The sequence below is a fragment of the Maribacter sp. genome, assembly GCF_039968975.1.
In the GTDB taxonomy this organism is placed as follows: Bacteria; Bacteroidota; Bacteroidia; order Flavobacteriales; family Flavobacteriaceae; genus Maribacter.
Genome location: NZ_JBDVOT010000048.1, coordinates 1 through 18,051 on the forward strand (window position 1 = coordinate 1; position 18,051 = coordinate 18,051).

Consider the following 18,051-nt stretch of genomic DNA (forward strand, 5'->3'; position numbering starts at 1 on the left):
TATGGATTCTATTAGTTGGCTTGTAGTTGCAAACACCACCACGTTACTAGGTAGTTCATTTACCTTTTTTTCTAGGAGTTGATTAGAGCAAACTAGAATACTGCCATTTTGGGCAATAAGATGCTCACAAGTGGTAAAGAATACTTCACTGTTGCGAGCATTATTAGTAAACGTAATAGATTCTTTTGAAAATTTTTGGGCTAGCCTTTCGTTGAGAACAAAGAAAGGCTCACTTTCCCAATTATTTTCTGTAACAATATTTCTAATTGCTTTTGAAACGTCTGCATCAGAATCGCAATAAATGAATTTACCTCCATTTTGTTTAAAATGAATTGTAAATTTTTCATCAACAGGAATATTTATATCAGGCATATGATCACCGCGCGTTTCCGCAGTTTCTTTCGAAACTTTCTTCTTGCCACCGCCAAATAAAATATCTAAAAAACCCATTTATGTTGTTGAAATAATTGCTAATCTAAAGAAGTACAATATTACTTATTCTCTGTAATTTCTTGCTCCTCTGTAGATTTGTTGTCCTCTTCTTCTTTCAGTTTCTTTTCGTTTTCTAAGGCTAAAATATCCTTTTCGAAATTTCGCTTACCAAAGATTTTTTCTAAATCTTCCTTAAAGATAACTTCTTTCTCTAACAATCTTTCAGCTAAAGTTGTAAGTTTATCCTTATTGTCAGTTAAAACCTTGATTGCGCGTTGATACTGCTCTTCAATTATTTTAGAAATTTCAGCATCTATCTTACGAGCGGTGTCTTCACTGTAAGGTTTTGAGAAACCGTAAGAATCTTGACCGGAAGAATCATAATAGGTAATGTTACCTATTTCATCATTAAGACCGTAAATGGTTACCATTGCTCTTGCTTGTTTGGTAACTTTTTCTAAATCACTTAAGGCACCAGTGGAGATTTTATTGAATATAACTTTCTCTGCAGCTCTACCACCCATTGTTGCACACATTTCGTCCAACATTTGTTCTGGTCTAACAATTAAGCGCTCCTCTGGTAAATACCAAGCAGCACCTAATGATTGCCCTCTTGGTACAATAGTAACCTTTACCAATGGAGCAGCATGTTCTAACATCCAACTAGTGGTTGCATGACCAGCTTCGTGGTAGGCAATAGTTTCTTTCTCACCAGGAGTAATAATCTTATTTTTCTTTTCAAGACCACCTACTATTCTATCAACAGCATCTAAGAAATCTTGTTTTGTTACCGCTTTTTTCTCGTTTCTAGCGGCAATTAATGCTGCTTCGTTACAAACATTTGCAATATCTGCACCAGAGAAACCAGGTGTTTGTCTTGCCAAGAAATCTAAATCTAGAGTTTCGGCTGTTTTAATAGGTCTTAAGTGAACTTCAAAAATTTCTTTACGCTCACGAATATCCGGTAGGTCAACATAGATTTGTCTGTCAAATCTACCTGCACGCATTAATGCTTTATCCAATACATCTGCACGGTTGGTTGCTGCAAGTACAATAACGTTAGTATTTGTACCAAAACCATCCATTTCAGTTAACAACTGGTTCAACGTATTTTCACGTTCGTCATTAGAACCGGTAAAATTATTTTTACCTCTAGCTCTACCAATGGCATCAATTTCATCAATGAAAATAATGGCAGGCGATTTGTCTTTTGCTTGCTTGAACAAGTCACGTACTCTAGATGCACCAACACCTACAAACATTTCTACGAAATCTGAACCAGATAACGAGAAGAAAGGAACTTTAGCTTCACCGGCAACGGCTTTTGCCAAAAGTGTCTTACCTGTTCCTGGAGGTCCTACTAGCAATGCTCCCTTTGGTATTTTACCACCTAATGAAGTATACTTGTCTGGGTTTCTTAAAAACTCAACAATCTCTTCTACTTCTTCTTTTGCACCTTCTAGGCCAGCAACATCTTTAAAAGAAGTTCTAGTATCTGTTTTTTCGTCAAATAATTTAGCTTTAGACTTGCCAATGTTAAAGATTTGACCACCAGCGCCGCCACCGCCGCCGCCGGACATTCTACGCATTAGATAAATCCAAATACCAATAATCAGAACAAAAGGTAATAGAGACAACAAGAAATCTAAAATGGCCGTAGATTCTTTGCCAAATTCTATAATGGTATCTAAATTATTTTCTTTTTTGATTTCAGTTATTTCATTTTGAAATATTTGAAGATCACCATAGTCTAAGGTGTACTGTGGTACATTGCCTGAGGATGGAAGAAATGATTTCTCATTTACATCTTTGTGAACCTCTTTTGCAATAGCCTCGTCAGTTAAAAATACTTTAGCTTGATTGGTGTTTGTTATGATTAAAATCTTCTTAACATCACCATTTCGCAAATACTGCTGTAATTCTGAAGTAGTCGTCTTTTGGGTGCTAGCTAGGTCATCACTATTGAATAATTGAAATCCAATTAGTAATACTGCTACTAATCCATAAATCCACCAAGAACTAAATTTTGGTTTTTTCGGATTTGTTTTGTTTTCTTTTGCCATTTTAATTTTTTATTAGTTTACGCTACTTTCTATGGTTGTGAATTTTGCATCTCCCCATAAACCTTCAATATCATAAAAATCTCGAACTTGCTTTTGGAATACATGAACAACTACATTTACGTAGTCCATTAATACCCATTCGGCATTGTCCTCGCCCTCTACGTGCCAAGGTTTATCTTGAATCGCTTTACTTACTGTTTTCTGGATAGAACCAACAATAGCATTTACATGCGTATTTGAAGTACCGTTACAAACTATGAAGTAATCACAAACGGTATTCTCAATTTCTCTTAAGTCTAATAGGTTGATATTGTGACCTTTTACTTCGTCAATTCCCTGAATTATTAATGCAATTAACTCATCTTTGCTAGTTTTACTTTCCTGCATTCAAAAATTTTAGTTTTTACAAAGTTATTATTTTTTTGTTCTTTTAGGACTAGATTTTAACAATACATTAAAGATTCACAATAAGAACAGTAAATGCAAATAATCAAACTTGATGCCACGCAATCTACAAACACCTATTTAAAAGACCTGTCATTCAAGAAAGAACTTGATGATTTTACTGTAATAACTACGAGAGATCAAACTTTAGGTAGGGGGCAAATGAGTGCTAAATGGGAGTCTGAGTCTGGTAAAAACCTAGCATTCAGTATATTGAAAAATAATATTAATGTGCCAATACAACGTGTTTTTCTGGTAAGTGTTTGCGTGTCACTTGCAATAGTAGATGCTTTGAACCGTTTAGGAATACCCAATTTAAGCATTAAATGGCCTAACGACATTCTGTCAGGTAATTCTAAAATAGGCGGTATATTGATAGAAAATATTTTATCTGGATCTAAAATTAAACGAACTATTATAGGATTTGGCTTAAATGTAAATCAAGAAGTGTTTAAAAACGCACCAAATGCATCTTCATTGAAAAATATTATGGGTGCTGATTTTAATTTAGATTCGGTTTTTTATTCTTTAATAGAACAATTGAATTTGTACTTAAATAAACCTATAGATTCTTTAGAGCAAGAATTGTATGGTCAATATCATTCTCAATTATTTAGAATAGGAGAGAGTAGTAGCTTTAAAAATCAAGACGGTTCACTATTTACCGGCACAATAGAAGAAGTTTCTATTGGCGGTAAACTTACTGTGAAACATGAAAATGGTAATTTTCAAGAATATGGGTTAAAAGAAATACAGTTGTTGTATTAGACTTTTGCCAAGTTCGTTGATAAGGTATTGATGAAATTAGTAATAGGTTTTTTAATCATCATAGCCATCATAGCATTGAATTCACCTTTAAAACTTAAAACAACTTCACTGCTGTTAGCATCAATCTCAATAATATCTACCGTTAATGTAAAAGGTAGTTTTTCACTAGCAGCACCTAAAATTATTTGACTAAAAGGTGTTTGTTCTTTTTTTTCCAAAACAATTTCTGGCATTCCTTTTAATGCAAAAAGAAATCTATTCTCGTTTAAAACTTCAAATTTGTCAATGTTTTCAGGCATTAACAATCTAAAATTAGGCAGGTCGTTTAAAAAGTTAAAAGTGTCTTCTGTATTTTTAGCGATTACTGCCTTTGGTGTTTCTATAAACATAATTATTTATTTGTCCATTTTGAAGGGTCTTTCCTCCATTCCATTAATGTAATTAACTGCTCTTCTTTTACATAACCTGTATCAGATGCTTGTTCAATTAAATATTCATAGCTACTTAACGTATGTAGCTCCGTGTTTTTTTCTTCAAAATTTTTGGTAGCCGTCTCAAATCCGTAAGTGAAAATCGCCAACATACCTTTTACGTTTGCGTCAATAGCTCTAAGGGCATCTACAGCATTTAAGCTACTTTTACCTGTACTGATTAAATCTTCGATAACAACAACCGTTTGGTGCGCTTCTAAATGACCTTCTATCTGATTTTGACGACCGTGAGATTTAGGCTCAGGTCTAACATATACGAAGGGTAAATTAAGTTTGTCGGCAACCAAAGCCCCTATTCCTATTGCGCCTGTAGCAACGCCTACGATGCAATCTGGTTTACCATAAAGTTGTTCCACTTGCTTCGCCATTTCATCACGAATATAGTTTCTGATGATAGGATAGGAAAGTAAAATTCTATTATCGCAATATATAGGAGATTTCCAACCCGAAGCCCATGTAAAAGGATTTTCGGGTTTCAATTTTATTGCATTAATTTGCAAGAGAAGCTCTGCTGTTTTTTTTGCAGTGTTTTTGTCTAAAACCATGACGCAAATGTATAAAGTTTTTGTTAATGAATTGCCTTTGATTTTGACAAATAAACTCTCTGATACCACAAATGGAGAGTATTTTTCATTAAATCAAGAATCTATTGAAGATGCAATTAGTTCATTGAGGAAAGGGAAGTTGAAGGAAGCGTTTATTTATCATCCTAATTACGATGAAATTTTAAAAAAGTTTACTCAAGTCGTTCCTTTGGTAATCGCTGGTGGGGGCGTTGTGAAAAATAAAGAGGGGAAAATACTTTTTATCTATAGAAACGATAAATGGGATTTACCGAAAGGTAAATTGGATAAGGGGGAATCAATTGAAGAATGTGCCATTCGTGAAGTAGAGGAAGAAACTGGTGTTAGGGGCCTAGTAATTGACGATTATATTAGAACTACATATCATGTTTTTAAACGTAACGGAATTAATAAGCTTAAACAGGTGTATTGGTATGATATGAGTACCGATTTTGATGGTAAATTAAAGCCTGAGAAAAAAGAAGGTATCTTTAAGGTGCGCTGGAAAGGACCTGAGAAAATTAAAAAAGCTCTAGAAAATTCATACGTGAATATTAAAATACTCTTCGGGGAATATTAAAGCTTACTTTCTTATTCGATATACCGGATATTGTAGATGTGCTTTTTCATAAAGGTCACTTCTCTTGAAAAGCCAATCTAATTGCTTGTACCAGTTTTCTTTGAAATCTGAATCAAGCATTTTTTTGTCCTCAAAATTAGCTTTGAGTATAGAATCATTTTCTAACATTTTTAGAGCGGTATCTTCAAATACGTAAGGGGAGAAGCCTTCTTTTTGCTGTAGTATGGTATCAAAGAAATTCCAGTTGAAAAATGAATCTACTGCAGATGGTTCTAATGTTTCTAAAATATATCTAAAACTCGGTTGATCTGTTGGTATGATGATGTCCCCTGTATGAAATTTTTTAGTTTCATATGTTGTATTTACGGTTGTGTTATAATGTGGGTAGTGACCCTCATATGGTGATGTATACGTTTGGTATTCATCTATTTTATATGCTTCTACAGATATGGTAGAATCTTTTTGTAGTGTAGTGTAAGAGATTTTGTTTAAATCTAATTTTTCAATAATAGTTGCCCATTGCCTACCTAGAACATATGCTTTTGGAATTTTAATAGAATCTGATGCAGCGAAATAATCTTGATACGCTACCTCTGTTTCTATAGGAAGATTTCGATTGTATTTTAATCTTTTTAGACCGGTAACCTCACTAATAATGGTATCTGCTTTGTAGCCTTTGAACATGTATTTAGAAACCTTTGTGGTATCAACTGCCCATGCAATAGGATAATACTCTTCTGTGCTATTATTTAAGAATGCAGCATCTCTTAAAGATCTAATTTTGCTACCGTCTTTTTCGGCAATGGCAATCATTTTTAGCATAAGTTCATAAGTACCCTCTACACGCATGTCATATGGCTTTAGCATATGAGTTTCTACCATCATACCTACAGTGTTAAATAAAGTAGTGTAGCCGGTAGAGTATCTAGGGTGATCCATGAATTGTTTAAAACCTTTTTCTGGCGGACTATTGAAGACATTTACATAGGGCGTAATGTCCCAATTAGATTTTGATAAAGAATCATGTAATTGTGGCATTAACGAACCATGAATATATTCACCTAATTCACCGCCCAATTTATTGTGTTGCGTAAATAAATGTGTAAGGGTATATTGATAATCTGCACCATTGCTTACGTGATTGTCTATAAAAACATCAGGATTTATAAGATGAAAAATTTCTGCAAAAGTTTCAGCATTTTTGGTATCGCTTTTAATGAAATCTCTATTTAAATCGTAATTTTTGGCATTACCTCTAAACCCATATTCTATTGGTCCGTTTTGGTTTGCGCGTGAAGTACTGTTTCTATTTAGGGCGCCACCAACATTATAAACAGGAATGGTGGCAATTATAGTTTCTTTTGGAGTTTTGATCTCATTGCTTGCCAGGTCACGAAATAATAACATGGTTGCATCAATTCCATCACTTTCGCCAGGATGGATGCCATTGTTAATTAACATCATGGTATTGCTCTCGCTTAGTTTTTTAAAATCAAAATCACCTTTGTCGCTATAAGTAACAATATGTAAAGGATTGCCACTATCGGTAGTACCAATAGTTTGTATGTTAATGGAGGAAAACTCTTTTGATAGTTTTAGGTAAAAATCTATTACCTGGTCATAGGTAGCGGTTTCTTTTTTATTAGATGCTTCAAAAGGAGTTGGGAAATCTGTTTTGGTATTTTCAATTTTAGTTTCGCAAGAGAGAATTAATAGCGCTAAAAAAACGAGTGATATAGTTTTCATATACAAACAATTGCAATGGTGATAAATACCATTATTTGAATGTAAAAATAATCAATAGTTTTATTGGCTTAAGCCACTTGGGTAATTTCTGTTATTTTATTTCTGTCAATTGGTTTTTGATTGAAAGTGATTAAGTGATGACTTTTACTTTTGTAATGTTCCCATTGCTTTTGGTCAAAGGGGTCTATAGAAGAAGTTACAATATTAATTCTGATTCTATTGGTTATTGGAAGTTCAATAAAGGCTTCTAAAAACTCCCATCCGTCCATAATTGGCATATTAATATCTAAAAATATAACTTGCGGAATTTGCTCATTATTGTTATAAAAATTAGTTAATGCATCTAATGCAATTTTACCATTGTCATATGATTTTACTGACCGGCATTCAACACTTGAAGATATTAATTTACGTAAGCCGAAAACTGTAATAGCATCGTCATCAATTATAGTGATATCACTAATTTTTTTCATTAAAGAAAATTTTAAATTCTGTTCCTTGTCCTACTTCGCTACTAACTTCTACTTTACCGTTCATAGCGTCTATTTGGTTTTTGGTCAAGTATAATCCTATTCCTCTTGCATCTTTATGGTCGTGAAAAGTTTTATACATACCAAAAAGTTTTTTACCGTACTTTTTTAGGTCAATACTCAGACCATTATCTTTTATGGAAAGTACTGAATAACCATTCTTTTTTTCTACACTTAGAATTACAAGTCCCACTCTGTCTGGATGTCTATATTTAACAGCGTTGGTAATAAAGTTTGTTATTATGCTGTCTAAATATGCGGGTACCGCTGTTATATTGAAATTAGCCGGAATTTTATTATCAATTTTACTATTGTTATTAGAAATAAAAGGTGATAGATTGTTATAAATATCCACAACTTTATCATGTAAATTTATTTCCTTCATTTCAATATTAGTGTTCGTATTTATTGAAACTACCTCATTTAAATTATCTAACGTTTCTAATAAGTTATTTGAAGCTCTAGTCAACATCGTAATAATATTCTTTTTTTCGTCCTCATCTTTTTCATTTTCTAAAAAGTTTAAGAGCATAGAGAAATTAGCTGAGTGAGAACGTAGGTTATGAGAAACTATATGAGCAAAATTTAATAGTTTTTTATTTTGTACCGATGCAATGTTGATGATGTTTCTAAGTTCTTTTTCTTTTTCTTTTAATGTTGTAATATCTAAACTAATACCTACAATACCATAAGCAACACCTTTATTGTTCAGTAGAGGTATTTTAGAACTTAGAAAAGAGGTTTTTTTACCATCTAGAGTTGTTTTTACTGCTTCTTTGCCAATTACGGGTCTAAGCGAATTCATTACCTTCAAATCTTCTTCTCTAGACTTTTTAGCTGCGTCGAAAGGGTAAAGTTCAAAGTCACTTTTACCAATAATTTCTTTTGGATTGTTAATACCTAAATATTCGCATTCAGCTTTATTTACTAACACTTTTCTAGATTCGGTATCTTTTATGTAAACATTGACTGGTAAATTATCAATCAGCGTTCTAAGTAGCTTTTCATTGTCAAGAGTTTTGATATCTGCCTCTACTTGCTCATGAATATCTTGAAAAGTACCAATTAAACCAACCAATTGTCCTTTATTATAAATAGGCTTTCCACCGGCCATTACCCACTTTTCTTTACCTGTTGCCGTAATAATTTGTAGCTTCAGGTTGCTCCAAGATTTACCTTTGTTTTGAGCTTCAAATAGTGCCATTGAGATAGCATTTCTACTATGGCCTTCTTTATAATAGAAAAGAGCGGTCTCAATATTGGGATGAAAATCTGGCGTAACTTCATGAATGGATTTTGTAGTAGAGCACCAGAATAATTGATTGTCAACAATATTGTATTCCCACCTTCCAATTTTGGTGATTTCTGCTTGTTGCCGTAAGAGTAATTCTTTCTTATTGAGTTCTAATTCATTATTGACAGCTTCAGTAATGTTACTTAATTGAATTATTGCTCCTACAATATTCTCATCGGTGTCATACCAAGGTGCATTTGTCCATTCAAACCAAAGCTCTTGACCTTTGGCATCAATAGTTTGGTGAATACCCATAGGTTGCGGGTTTCCTTTAAAACAATTATCTAAAACCATTTTCCATTTATGGCTTAAATTTGGAAAAACCGCAAATAAGCTTTTTGAAGTAATACACTCTTCGTTCTTATTAAAAATACTCGTCCATTTATCAGATGTCTGAACTATGTTATAATTAGTGTCAATGAAAGCCGTTGGTGTTGGCAATTGTCTAATTAAGTACGAGGCATTTGATATTAGGGGAACTCTTATCATACCGATGTAATTTCTTACGAATGTAATATCATTGCTGTATTTTATTGCATAATTGTTGTGAATACTATCATTATCGTTGTAAATGGTTTGATTAATTACATTATCAATCACTTTTTATTTTTTATTAAAATAGAACTTAAAGGTAGAGCCCTGCCCGGGTGCGCTGTCTACGGTAATTTTTCCATTCATAGCATCCATTTGGTTTTTAGTTATATATAGACCAATTCCACGAGATTCTTTATTTCTATGAAATGTTTTATAGAGTCCGAATAATTGATCTCCATACTTCTCTAAATCTATGCCAAGACCATTGTCTTCAATAGTTAAAATGGTGTAATCCTTAGTCTCCTCAGTACTCAATATGATAATTGGCGGTTTATTATCACACTTATATTTTATAGAATTTGTAATGCAATTTGTTAGTATACTATTTAAGTACGCAGGTAAAGCCTTTACTTTAATGTCGTCAGGTATTTCGTTGATGATTTTACCATTAGTCTGCTTTAATAGCCCAGCAACATTTTGTTCAACTATAAAAACGCTTTCATTTAAAGGAAGTAATTTTTTTTCATTATTTAAATTAGATTTTACCGCAACGATTTCTCTTAATCCTTTTATTGTTTCAGAAAGGTTGTCAGATGCGTTAAAAAGCATGGTCATGTACTTATTGCGTTGAGTTAGCCCTTTTTCATCGTTTAAGAAATTTAATAATAATGAAAAATTGGTAGCATGGGTTTTTAGATTGTGAGAGACCATATGGGCAAAATTAAGAAGTTGATCATTTTTCTCTCTAGAAGCTATTATGGTATTTTTTAATTTCTTCTCTAGCTTGGTTTGTGTCGTAATATTTTCAATAGTACATAAAATACTTTTCTTGTTGTTGAGTCCCTTAACCAGATTGCCGCTAACTTTAAGATTTAATGTATGGTTTAATTTATTTGAAAATGTAAACTTCACAGAATCAAAAGATTCTTTTTCTTTTAATTGTGCTACCAAGTCTTTTTCTTTATTCAGAAAAGATTTACCAATAAATTCTTTGAAGTTCTTGTTGATAAAGTATTCTTTTTCAAAACCCGATAGTTTTATGAATTGTTGATTTACATTTAAAAAGTTACCATTATCAAAATTTATAATGGCCAGACCTAGTGGTATTTTTTCGAATAAAGGATATTCACTTAATTCAGCCTCAAGAACGGTTTTTTTGACTTCTATTTTATTTTCTTCATCTATCTGCTGAATTGTTCCAATAATTCTAGTGCAAATACCATCTTTAAATTTAGGTCGACCTATAGTGTTTACCCAAATGATAGTACCATCTTTTTGTTTTAGTTGTGCTTTTACGTTCCAAGGTTTACCTAAATTGAAAGCTTCATCTACAACTTTCTGTATAACCTCTTTAGATCCATCTACATAAAATTCAATTGCATTTTCTAGAGTAGGTTGAAAATCTACAGGAAGGCCATAAATTTTATTTACGATAGGTGTCCATAATAAATTGTTATTTACAGCGTCTAGTTCAAAACTACCAATCTTGGCAACAGAAGTTTTATTGCTAAGTAGTAATTTGGTTTTATTAAGTTCTAGCTCTAGTTCTTGAGTTTTTGTTATAGGTTCAATTTTTATGATTACACCTATAATATTACCATAGCCATCCTTCCAAGGGTTTAAGTGCCAAATAGAATCATCTGATGAATGTTGGCATTCATTAGCGTTGTATTTAAATTTTATATCGCGAAGACCATCTAAACTATATTTTAATCTAGTTTTCAATTCTTGCGCTAATTCAGGAAATAAATCAACAAAATATTTGCCTTCTATCTGCTCTAAATTTAATTGAAAATTAGCCTCCCATCTTGGTGATGCACTAATGAGTTTAAAGTCTGTATCTATAATTACAATAGATGATGGAATTTGTTTGATCCAGTCTAAAGAAAACGATGAATTATTTTTTGATTTAATCATTGGTAGAAAGAATTTTCTTACGAATTTATAGGAAAATTAGAGTTTGCCCACCTAAATTGTTGTGTTTTTGCGAAAAGTTGTGGTTGAAAGGGGTTTTCTTGTTGTCAGGCCGACGAACGACACTTATTTTCTTACAGAATCAGGTACTAAGCCTGTATAATCGCCACCATTGCGTATAACGTCCCTAACTATAGATGAGCTGATGTATGATTTACCCGATGAGGTCAATAGAAACACGGTTTCTATCTCAGATAATTTTCGATTTGTATGTGCAATTGCCTTCTCAAATTCAAAATCGCCCGGATTTCGTAATCCTCTTAAAATAAAATTCGCGTCGACTTTCTTACAAAAATCTACTGTTAGTCCTACATAAGATTTCACCGTTATTGAAGGAACATCTTTAAAAGCTTCTTCAATAAATTGTATACGCTGTTCTAAGCTGAACATGTACTTTTTATCGGCATTTTTTCCAATGGCTATAATGACCTCGTCAAATAAAGTTATGCCACGCATAATTATGTCATGATGTCCTAAAGTTAAAGGGTCAAAAGAACCTGGAAAAATTGCGCGTCTCATATGTGTATTTTACTCGTTAATCGAGATTTAAAATAATTCGATGTTTGTGTCGAATTATTTGTTTCTTTTTTTGTCAATACCTCGCAGGTATTACCTGAAGTAATTCACTTTTTAAATATAGTCAAATTATGACAATGCCTCATTAATGGCATACTCAAATAACATACCTAGTTCAATGCCGGCCTGTTTAGCCTGTTGCGGTAAAATACTCTCAGTTGTTAAACCTGGGGTAGTGTTCATTTCTAATAAGAAGGGTTCATCGCCGATAAATATAAATTCACTTCTAGAAAAACCGGTCATTTTTAGCACATCATAAATTCTTTTAGATGCTATGGTTACTTTCTCTAATTGCTCAGCATTTATTCTTGCAGGAGTTATTTCTTGAGATTTACCTTCATATTTTGCTTGGTAGTCAAAAAAATCATTTTCTGACACTATCTCTGTAATAGGGAATACGGTAGTTTTGCCATTCAATTTTAATACGCCTACAGAAACTTCTGTACCATCAAGAAAGCCTTCTATAATAATTTCATCATCTTCTTTATAGGCTGTTTCAATGGCGCCCTTAAGCTCTTCTGTTTTATAGACTTTAGTAATGCCAAAACTGCTGCCAGATTTATTGGCCTTTACAAAACAAGGTAATTTGACCTTGTCAATGATTTCGGATTCATTTATTTCATCACCAAGATTTAGATAGTAAGATGGTGCAGCTTTAATTCCATATGGTTTTAAGACACTCAGTAAATCACGCTTGTTAAAGGTAAGGGCCGCTTGGTAGAAATCACAAGAAGTGTGCTTAATACCTAACAGTTCAAAATAAGCTTGCATGAGTCCGTCTTCCCCTGGTGAGCCATGTATGGCGTTAAAAACACAATCAAATGTTATTGATGTACCGTTTAAAGGAATGGAGAAGTCATTTCTGTCTATTGGTGTCTCATTGTCCTGTTCATCTACATAGACCCATTTATCTTTAAAAATATGTATTCTATATAAGTTGAATTTATCCTTGTTCAGATAGTCATAGACCACATTACCACTTTTAAGCGATATTTTATATTCACTAGAATAACCGCCCATTATAATTGCAATATTTTTTTTCATGTGTATGGTCTATTAGAATGTTAAAGCAAAGATGGAGTATTGAAATAAAATAAAAAAGAAAACATACAGCATTCATTAATTAAGAATTAATTTTTATGATACCCATAACTATAAACCAATGCTGTAAAATGGTATGAGGGCATTTACTATATTTGTCGGGTCAAATAATACGTATGAGGAATTTTTTCAATTTTTTAAAAAGTAAAACCTTTTTTATTCAATTAGGTCTTGCGGTGTTGGTATTGATAATTGTGATTTTTGTCACATTAAGATACCTGAACAGTACCACCAATCATGGTAAGTTTGTAGAAGTGCCAGATTTTTCTAAAAAATCTGTTATGGATATGAGAAAATCAATTGAAGAAGCTGGTTTACGATATGAAGTTTTAGACTCTGCAAACTACAATCCAGATTACCCAAGATTCTCGATTATAGAACAAAATCCTTCAGCGGGATCAAAAGTTAAGGAGAATAGAAAAATATATTTCACTGTAAATCCGTCAGGATATAAAAAAGTAACCGTTCCTAAAATCATTCAGGTTACCAAGCGTAATGCATCTTCAATGTTAAAAGCTGTAGGTTTAGATGTGCAGCGTGTCACCTATGTAGATGAATTGGGAAAGGATATGGTGTACCGTATAAAGTATAAAGGGAAAGATATAAAGCCAGGTGACAGGTTACCTAAAACATCTAAGATAGAATTGGTTTGTGGTAATGGTAGTATTACGGAAAGAGCAATAATTAAAGCGGAATCTGAAGATTAGATGGAGGAGAATATTGAGCGGCCAGAAAATGAAGATGGAGAACTTTATGAGCATCATAAAGTTATAGCCTCTAAAGGTCAAGTTCCTTTGCGTGTAGATAAGTTTTTAATGAATTTCATTGAAAACGCCACACGAAATAAAATACAGCAATCAGCTAAAGATGGTCACGTTTGGGTCAATGACAAAATCGTAAAATCTAATTATAAGGTAAAAGCAGGTGATGAGGTAAAGGTGTTATTTGAGCATCCGCCACATGAATTTCTGTTGGTGCCAGAAGATATACCGTTAGATATTGTATATGAAGACGATGTGTTAATGGTTGTGAATAAACCTGCTGGTATGGTAGTACATCCAGGGCATGGTAATTATTCAGGTACGCTAATCAATGCATTAATTTATCATACAGATAACTTACCATCTAACAGTAATGAAAGACCAGGTTTGGTACATCGTATAGATAAAGATACCTCGGGTCTATTGGTGGTTGCAAAGACAGAAGCGGCCATGACACATCTGGCAAAACAATTTTTTGACAAGACTTCTGAACGTGAGTATGTTGCCCTTGTTTGGGGTAATATTGAAGAAGATGAAGGTACAGTGGTGGGAAATGTAGGTAGAAATCCTAAAAATCGCCTACAGATGCATGTTTTTCCAGAAGGGGAAGAAGGTAAGGAAGCTGTAACCCATTTTAAGGTGTTGGAAAGATTAGGTTACGTTACTTTGGTGTCTTGTAAATTAGAGACAGGTAGAACGCATCAAATTCGTGTGCATATGAAATACATAGGGCACACTTTGTTCAATGATGAACGCTATGGTGGTGAAAAGATATTAAAGGGGACAACCTTTACAAAGTACAAGCAATTTGTAGAGAATACTTTTAAATTACTACCAAGACAAGCCTTACATGCCAAGACATTAGGTTTTGTGCATCCGGTAACGGGAGAGCATATGAGCTTTGATTCTGAAGTGCCTGAAGATATGACGAGTGCCATTGAAAAATGGAGAGGTTACAGTAAAAATAGTACAGAATAAGTTTCTCCAATACCACTATTTAAACTCTTTTTTATCTTTTGTAGGTCTATCTGTTTATCCTTTTTATTTTTGGGAATATTAAAATTGTACTATGAAAATTGTTATTTCTCCGGCTAAGTCATTGAATTATGAAAGTGAGTTGCCAACAACACAATATACTTCACCAGAATTTATAGAAGATGCTGAAAAGCTGAACAAGGTTTTAAAGAAAAAGAAACCCAAAGCGCTTTCTGAGCTAATGTCTATTTCAGATAATTTGGCGCAATTAAATTGGCAACGAAATCAAGATTTTACAGTACCATTTACATCAGATAACGCAAGACCGGCAGTTTATGCTTTTAGCGGTGATGTATACCAAGGGTTGGATGCATACACGTTATCCGATGAAAAAATAGAAAAGTTGCAACAAACACTTAGAATTTTATCTGGACAGTACGGTATATTAAAACCATTGGATTTAATGCAGCCATATCGTTTAGAAATGGGTACTTCTTTGAAAATTGGTAGAAAGAAAAACTTGTACGAATACTGGGGCGAAAGGCTTACCGATCACCTAAATAATGAGATGGTAGAAGGTGAGTTGTTGGTGAACCTGGCAAGTAATGAGTACTATAGTGCTTTGAAACCTAAAAAAATAAAATCTGAAATTATTACTCCGGTCTTTAAAGATTGGAAAAACGATAAATTAAAGATCATCAGTTTCTTCGCTAAAAAAGCTAGAGGGGCAATGGTTAGGTATATTATAGATACCGACGCCAAATCTTTGGAAGATATTAAAGGTTTCAATTTAGATGATTATCAATTTAGTCAGGAACATACTTTAAAAGAAAATGAACCTGTCTTTATTAGATAAAATATAATCTACTCTTTTTCGTTCTTAAGTATATAAAAATACGTCTATGAAAAGGGTTGTTTTACTTGCTATTATATGTCTTGGTGTTCTATTCTCATGTACAGATAGGGATGATGAAGTTAACTTAGTCAATATTCGGGTCCAAAATAGTACAGAACTTTTTTTTAGTGAAGTACGTATAGTTGAAAATGATACTGTTTATGAGAATATTGAAGCAGGTGAATTTTCAGAATACATGGAGTTTGAAAGGGCATATGCATTTACCGCAATATCAATTCTTACAGATTCTACTAGCTTGAATTATGTGCCTGTAGAGATGTTAACGGATACTTTGCCGATAGGTTTTTATACGTATGAGATTTCTTTAGATGAAGAGAACCAGTTAGATCTGACCTTCAAAATAGATAATTAAGTTTATTTCTTTTTATTGATTTTTATTTTTTCTTCTACAGTAGGTCTTTTTTTAATTTTACGGGGTCTTCTAGTTCCGTATGAATTATTGGATATTTTTCCTTTTCTAGATTTTTTATCGCCTTTTCCCATATCTTCTTTTTTTGATTTTTGTTTATGTTAGTAATTTAAAGAAGATTTGCGTTAAAAATATGCTCATGAGAATAAAACACTAATGCAAAAGAAATTTCAACATACGCATCCGTATGAACCATTTATAAGTGAATCTACTGAAAAATTGATTGTAGGTACATTGCCGCCGCCACGTTTTACCACAGGAGATTTAAAAGAGGGCGATGTAAATTTTTGCTATGGAAGCCGTGATGGTCAGCTGTGGTCTATTTTAGATAGAATATTCAATTTAAATCTAAAATTTGAAACTACGGTTGAAGCAATAGAACAACGCAAAACATTTTTAAGAGAAAGAAAAATTGGTATTTGTGATATAGTTGCTTCTGCAGAAAGAGAAAAAATAGATGCCTCTGATATTGGTATGCAAAATATTAAATTAAGAAATATTTTAGGATATCTAGAAAAATATCCTAAAGTAACGACCTTGTTGTTTACAGGAGGCAACAGTAAAAATGGTCCTGAGTATTTTTTTAGAAAGCTTGTAAAGGAGCATGGTGTTTCTTTGTTTCCTATTTCTACAAATGTACCACGCGTACATGAGTTTATACATCCTATAACAAAAGCTATAATTAGAACAGTTTCTTTAATTGCTCCTTCTGGAGCAGCTAATAGGGCGGTAGGTAGTCTTGAAAGTTATAAGAGAATGAAAAAGGAAAACCCTAATTTCAATACATTAGATTTTAGGATACTTCAATATAGGGAGCACTTTTAAGGTGGTATAGTTTTAAAACTTCTTTAAACTAAAAAGAGTCTTGTTTTAAAAACAAGACTCTTTTACGAGAACACTATATGAAAATGAAAAATTTTATTTCTTATTAACACTGTAAAGGTAGATAGCTTATACAGTATTTTGAATTATTTGTTGTCAATACACGAGATTTTGTGGTATACTACTATGAAAATGATATTTCATTAAAATGATTCTCTAAATTCTTTTGGAATAGCGATATTTATGTTCGAATTTTAGAAAGTTTGTCGTAATGGTACGGCGTAAAGTATTTTGATATATGCAACAACAAGAAAGATTGGCAGAATTTAAGAAGTCTGTCCAAAATAAATTTAATGTTTATAATAGTCTATTCTTAAATTTACCTTACGAGAATATTGAGAATGTGGGTATGCTAATTCCGTTATTGCTCAATCAATCTGAAAAGGGGTTGAGCGATGGTCTAAACCCGAAAGAAATACTAGAGAATTTTTTCGAAAATTTTGTGGATATCAAATCAGAAAAAGAGCAGATAGACTTTATGTTTCGTATTATACAGTATGTAGAGAGACAAGTGGTACTTTATGATAGTGTAGAAGATGCTGCTTTCCCAAAACTGCACAAACATTCAAGTTCTTTGTCTTTAAAAGATTATTTTCAATTAGTCGAAAAAAATAATTCTTGGGATACCATTTGGGATAAGTTGAGCACATTCAGTGCGCGTATTGTTCTAACGGCACACCCCACTCAATTTTATACACCTGCAGTTTTAGATATTATTACAAACCTTAGAACATTAATTTTAGAAGATAAAATTGATGAAATAGATGTTGGGTTACAGCAATTAGGGTTAACCTCTTTGATCAATGCTAAAAAACCTACACCTTTAGATGAGGCTAAGAATATTATTTACACACTAAGGCATGTATATTATGATGCTATTGGTGATATGTACGCATATATTAAAGGTAGTACAGGCTCTAAGCAATTTGAAAATCATGATATTGTAAAATTAGGTTTTTGGCCAGGTGGTGATAGGGATGGTAACCCATTTGTGACTGCTGATATTACTAGA

The 18,051-nt window shown here is 32.8% G+C and carries 20 protein-coding genes; 8 read left to right on the forward strand and 12 right to left on the reverse strand.

Features of this window, described 5'->3' with window-relative positions; all coding sequences use genetic code 11:
* From ABJI11_RS03065 to rsfS, 3 genes are all read right to left on the reverse strand, one after another.
* Nucleotides 1–450 (reverse strand): LUD domain-containing protein (locus ABJI11_RS03065; protein WP_348349314.1); only part of this gene is annotated, 450 nt, incomplete at its 3' end.
* Between the two features lie 41 nt (nucleotides 451–491).
* Nucleotides 492–2,495, reverse strand: a complete 2,004-nt coding sequence (ftsH, locus tag ABJI11_RS03070; RefSeq protein ID WP_036156011.1) for an ATP-dependent zinc metalloprotease FtsH — start codon at nucleotides 2,493–2,495, stop codon at nucleotides 492–494.
* 12 nt (nucleotides 2,496–2,507) lie between these two features.
* Nucleotides 2,508–2,882: a ribosome silencing factor gene (gene rsfS, locus ABJI11_RS03075; protein ID WP_348349316.1), complete on the reverse strand. Its 375-nt coding sequence runs from the start codon at nucleotides 2,880–2,882 to the stop codon at nucleotides 2,508–2,510.
* Nucleotides 2,883–2,975: 93 nt separating this feature from the next.
* On the opposite strand from rsfS, the gene ABJI11_RS03080 reads away from it, so the two are divergent.
* Nucleotides 2,976–3,707, forward strand: coding sequence for a biotin--[acetyl-CoA-carboxylase] ligase (locus ABJI11_RS03080; RefSeq protein ID WP_348349318.1), 732 nt, complete (start codon nucleotides 2,976–2,978; stop codon nucleotides 3,705–3,707).
* On the opposite strand, the gene ABJI11_RS03085 is transcribed toward ABJI11_RS03080, so the two are convergent.
* Entirely contained in the window at nucleotides 3,704–4,096 is a 393-nt protein-coding gene (locus ABJI11_RS03085) for an SRPBCC family protein (protein ID WP_348349320.1), read from the reverse strand. The two genes, ABJI11_RS03080 and ABJI11_RS03085, sit on opposite strands and share 4 nt — an antisense overlap.
* Nucleotides 4,097–4,098: 2 nt before the next feature.
* A complete protein-coding gene (pyrE, locus tag ABJI11_RS03090) occupies nucleotides 4,099–4,743 on the reverse strand; it encodes an orotate phosphoribosyltransferase (protein WP_348349322.1) in 645 nt (214 codons plus the stop codon).
* Nucleotides 4,744–4,750: 7 nt separating this feature from the next.
* Here pyrE and ABJI11_RS03095 point away from each other — a divergent pair, with 7 nt between their 5' ends.
* The gene (locus ABJI11_RS03095; protein WP_348349324.1) at nucleotides 4,751–5,341 is read left to right on the forward strand and encodes an NUDIX domain-containing protein; all 591 of its coding nucleotides are present in this window, start codon (nucleotides 4,751–4,753) and stop codon (nucleotides 5,339–5,341) included.
* Between the two features lie 3 nt (nucleotides 5,342–5,344).
* On the opposite strand, the gene ABJI11_RS03100 is transcribed toward ABJI11_RS03095, so the two are convergent.
* From ABJI11_RS03100 to ABJI11_RS03125, 6 genes are all read right to left on the reverse strand, one after another.
* Nucleotides 5,345–7,087 carry a M14 family metallopeptidase gene (locus ABJI11_RS03100; protein WP_348349326.1) on the reverse strand — a complete coding sequence of 581 codons (1,743 nt, stop codon included), beginning with the start codon at nucleotides 7,085–7,087 and terminating at the stop codon, nucleotides 5,345–5,347.
* A gap of 68 nt (nucleotides 7,088–7,155) precedes the next feature.
* Entirely contained in the window at nucleotides 7,156–7,560 is a 405-nt protein-coding gene (locus ABJI11_RS03105) for a response regulator (protein ID WP_348349327.1), read from the reverse strand.
* Nucleotides 7,547–9,511: a PAS domain S-box protein gene (locus tag ABJI11_RS03110; protein ID WP_348349329.1), complete on the reverse strand. Its 1,965-nt coding sequence runs from the start codon at nucleotides 9,509–9,511 to the stop codon at nucleotides 7,547–7,549. Before ABJI11_RS03110 ends, ABJI11_RS03105 begins: the two co-directional genes overlap by 14 nt.
* Before the next feature lie 3 nt (nucleotides 9,512–9,514).
* Nucleotides 9,515–11,362, reverse strand: coding sequence for a PAS domain S-box protein (locus ABJI11_RS03115; protein WP_348349331.1), 1,848 nt, complete (start codon nucleotides 11,360–11,362; stop codon nucleotides 9,515–9,517).
* A gap of 123 nt (nucleotides 11,363–11,485) precedes the next feature.
* Nucleotides 11,486–11,938 carry a pantetheine-phosphate adenylyltransferase gene (gene coaD / locus ABJI11_RS03120; RefSeq protein ID WP_276494386.1) on the reverse strand — a complete coding sequence of 151 codons (453 nt, stop codon included), beginning with the start codon at nucleotides 11,936–11,938 and terminating at the stop codon, nucleotides 11,486–11,488.
* Between the two features lie 126 nt (nucleotides 11,939–12,064).
* Complete coding sequence (locus ABJI11_RS03125) at nucleotides 12,065–13,039, reverse strand: D-alanine--D-alanine ligase (protein WP_348349333.1); 975 nt, start codon at nucleotides 13,037–13,039, stop codon at nucleotides 12,065–12,067.
* Between the two features lie 173 nt (nucleotides 13,040–13,212).
* Here ABJI11_RS03125 and ABJI11_RS03130 point away from each other — a divergent pair, with 173 nt between their 5' ends.
* The 4 genes from ABJI11_RS03130 to ABJI11_RS03145 all read left to right on the forward strand — a co-directional run bounded on the left by ABJI11_RS03130 (nucleotide 13,213) and on the right by ABJI11_RS03145 (nucleotide 16,100).
* On the forward strand, nucleotides 13,213–13,803 hold the full coding sequence (locus ABJI11_RS03130; protein ID WP_348349335.1) for a PASTA domain-containing protein: 591 nt from the start codon (nucleotides 13,213–13,215) through the stop codon (nucleotides 13,801–13,803).
* Nucleotides 13,804–14,835: an RluA family pseudouridine synthase gene (locus ABJI11_RS03135; protein ID WP_348349337.1), complete on the forward strand. Its 1,032-nt coding sequence runs from the start codon at nucleotides 13,804–13,806 to the stop codon at nucleotides 14,833–14,835.
* Between the two features lie 91 nt (nucleotides 14,836–14,926).
* Nucleotides 14,927–15,688, forward strand: a complete 762-nt coding sequence (gene yaaA / locus ABJI11_RS03140) for a peroxide stress protein YaaA (RefSeq protein WP_348349339.1) — start codon at nucleotides 14,927–14,929, stop codon at nucleotides 15,686–15,688.
* Nucleotides 15,689–15,734: 46 nt separating this feature from the next.
* Nucleotides 15,735–16,100 (forward strand): hypothetical protein, encoded by a 366-nt coding sequence (locus ABJI11_RS03145; protein WP_348349341.1) that lies wholly within the window; start codon nucleotides 15,735–15,737, stop codon nucleotides 16,098–16,100.
* Nucleotides 16,101–16,102: 2 nt separating this feature from the next.
* Here ABJI11_RS03145 and ABJI11_RS03150 read toward each other — a convergent pair whose 3' ends face one another.
* The gene (locus ABJI11_RS03150) at nucleotides 16,103–16,231 is read right to left on the reverse strand and encodes a 30S ribosomal protein THX (protein WP_276473611.1); all 129 of its coding nucleotides are present in this window, start codon (nucleotides 16,229–16,231) and stop codon (nucleotides 16,103–16,105) included.
* An 82-nt stretch (nucleotides 16,232–16,313) separates the two neighbouring features.
* On the opposite strand from ABJI11_RS03150, the gene ABJI11_RS03155 reads away from it, so the two are divergent.
* Complete coding sequence (locus tag ABJI11_RS03155) at nucleotides 16,314–16,982, forward strand: uracil-DNA glycosylase family protein (protein ID WP_348349343.1); 669 nt, start codon at nucleotides 16,314–16,316, stop codon at nucleotides 16,980–16,982.
* A 295-nt stretch (nucleotides 16,983–17,277) separates the two neighbouring features.
* Nucleotides 17,278–18,051, forward strand: a 774-nt coding sequence (locus tag ABJI11_RS03160) for a phosphoenolpyruvate carboxylase (RefSeq protein WP_348349345.1), incomplete at its 3' end; no start/stop codon positions are given.

What these genes read in the sequence shown, in the direction of transcription:
- ftsH (WP_036156011.1), bottom strand. Translation starts at nt 2,495, where the DNA reads ATGGCAAAAGAAAACAAAACAAATCCGAAAAAACCAAAATTTAGTTCT.
- rsfS (WP_348349316.1), bottom strand. Translation starts at nt 2,882, where the DNA reads ATGCAGGAAAGTAAAACTAGCAAAGATGAGTTAATTGCATTAATAATT.
- ABJI11_RS03080 (WP_348349318.1), top strand. Translation starts at nt 2,976, where the DNA reads ATGCAAATAATCAAACTTGATGCCACGCAATCTACAAACACCTATTTA.
- ABJI11_RS03085 (WP_348349320.1), bottom strand. Translation starts at nt 4,096, where the DNA reads ATGTTTATAGAAACACCAAAGGCAGTAATCGCTAAAAATACAGAAGAC.
- pyrE (WP_348349322.1), bottom strand. Translation starts at nt 4,743, where the DNA reads ATGGTTTTAGACAAAAACACTGCAAAAAAAACAGCAGAGCTTCTCTTG.
- ABJI11_RS03095 (WP_348349324.1), top strand. Translation starts at nt 4,751, where the DNA reads ATGTATAAAGTTTTTGTTAATGAATTGCCTTTGATTTTGACAAATAAA.
- ABJI11_RS03100 (WP_348349326.1), bottom strand. Translation starts at nt 7,087, where the DNA reads ATGAAAACTATATCACTCGTTTTTTTAGCGCTATTAATTCTCTCTTGC.
- ABJI11_RS03105 (WP_348349327.1), bottom strand. Translation starts at nt 7,560, where the DNA reads ATGAAAAAAATTAGTGATATCACTATAATTGATGACGATGCTATTACA.
- ABJI11_RS03115 (WP_348349331.1), bottom strand. Translation starts at nt 11,362, where the DNA reads ATGATTAAATCAAAAAATAATTCATCGTTTTCTTTAGACTGGATCAAA.
- coaD (WP_276494386.1), bottom strand. Translation starts at nt 11,938, where the DNA reads ATGAGACGCGCAATTTTTCCAGGTTCTTTTGACCCTTTAACTTTAGGA.
- ABJI11_RS03125 (WP_348349333.1), bottom strand. Translation starts at nt 13,039, where the DNA reads ATGAAAAAAAATATTGCAATTATAATGGGCGGTTATTCTAGTGAATAT.
- ABJI11_RS03130 (WP_348349335.1), top strand. Translation starts at nt 13,213, where the DNA reads ATGAGGAATTTTTTCAATTTTTTAAAAAGTAAAACCTTTTTTATTCAA.
- ABJI11_RS03135 (WP_348349337.1), top strand. Translation starts at nt 13,804, where the DNA reads ATGGAGGAGAATATTGAGCGGCCAGAAAATGAAGATGGAGAACTTTAT.
- yaaA (WP_348349339.1), top strand. Translation starts at nt 14,927, where the DNA reads ATGAAAATTGTTATTTCTCCGGCTAAGTCATTGAATTATGAAAGTGAG.
- ABJI11_RS03145 (WP_348349341.1), top strand. Translation starts at nt 15,735, where the DNA reads ATGAAAAGGGTTGTTTTACTTGCTATTATATGTCTTGGTGTTCTATTC.
- ABJI11_RS03150 (WP_276473611.1), bottom strand. Translation starts at nt 16,231, where the DNA reads ATGGGAAAAGGCGATAAAAAATCTAGAAAAGGAAAAATATCCAATAAT.
- ABJI11_RS03155 (WP_348349343.1), top strand. Translation starts at nt 16,314, where the DNA reads ATGCAAAAGAAATTTCAACATACGCATCCGTATGAACCATTTATAAGT.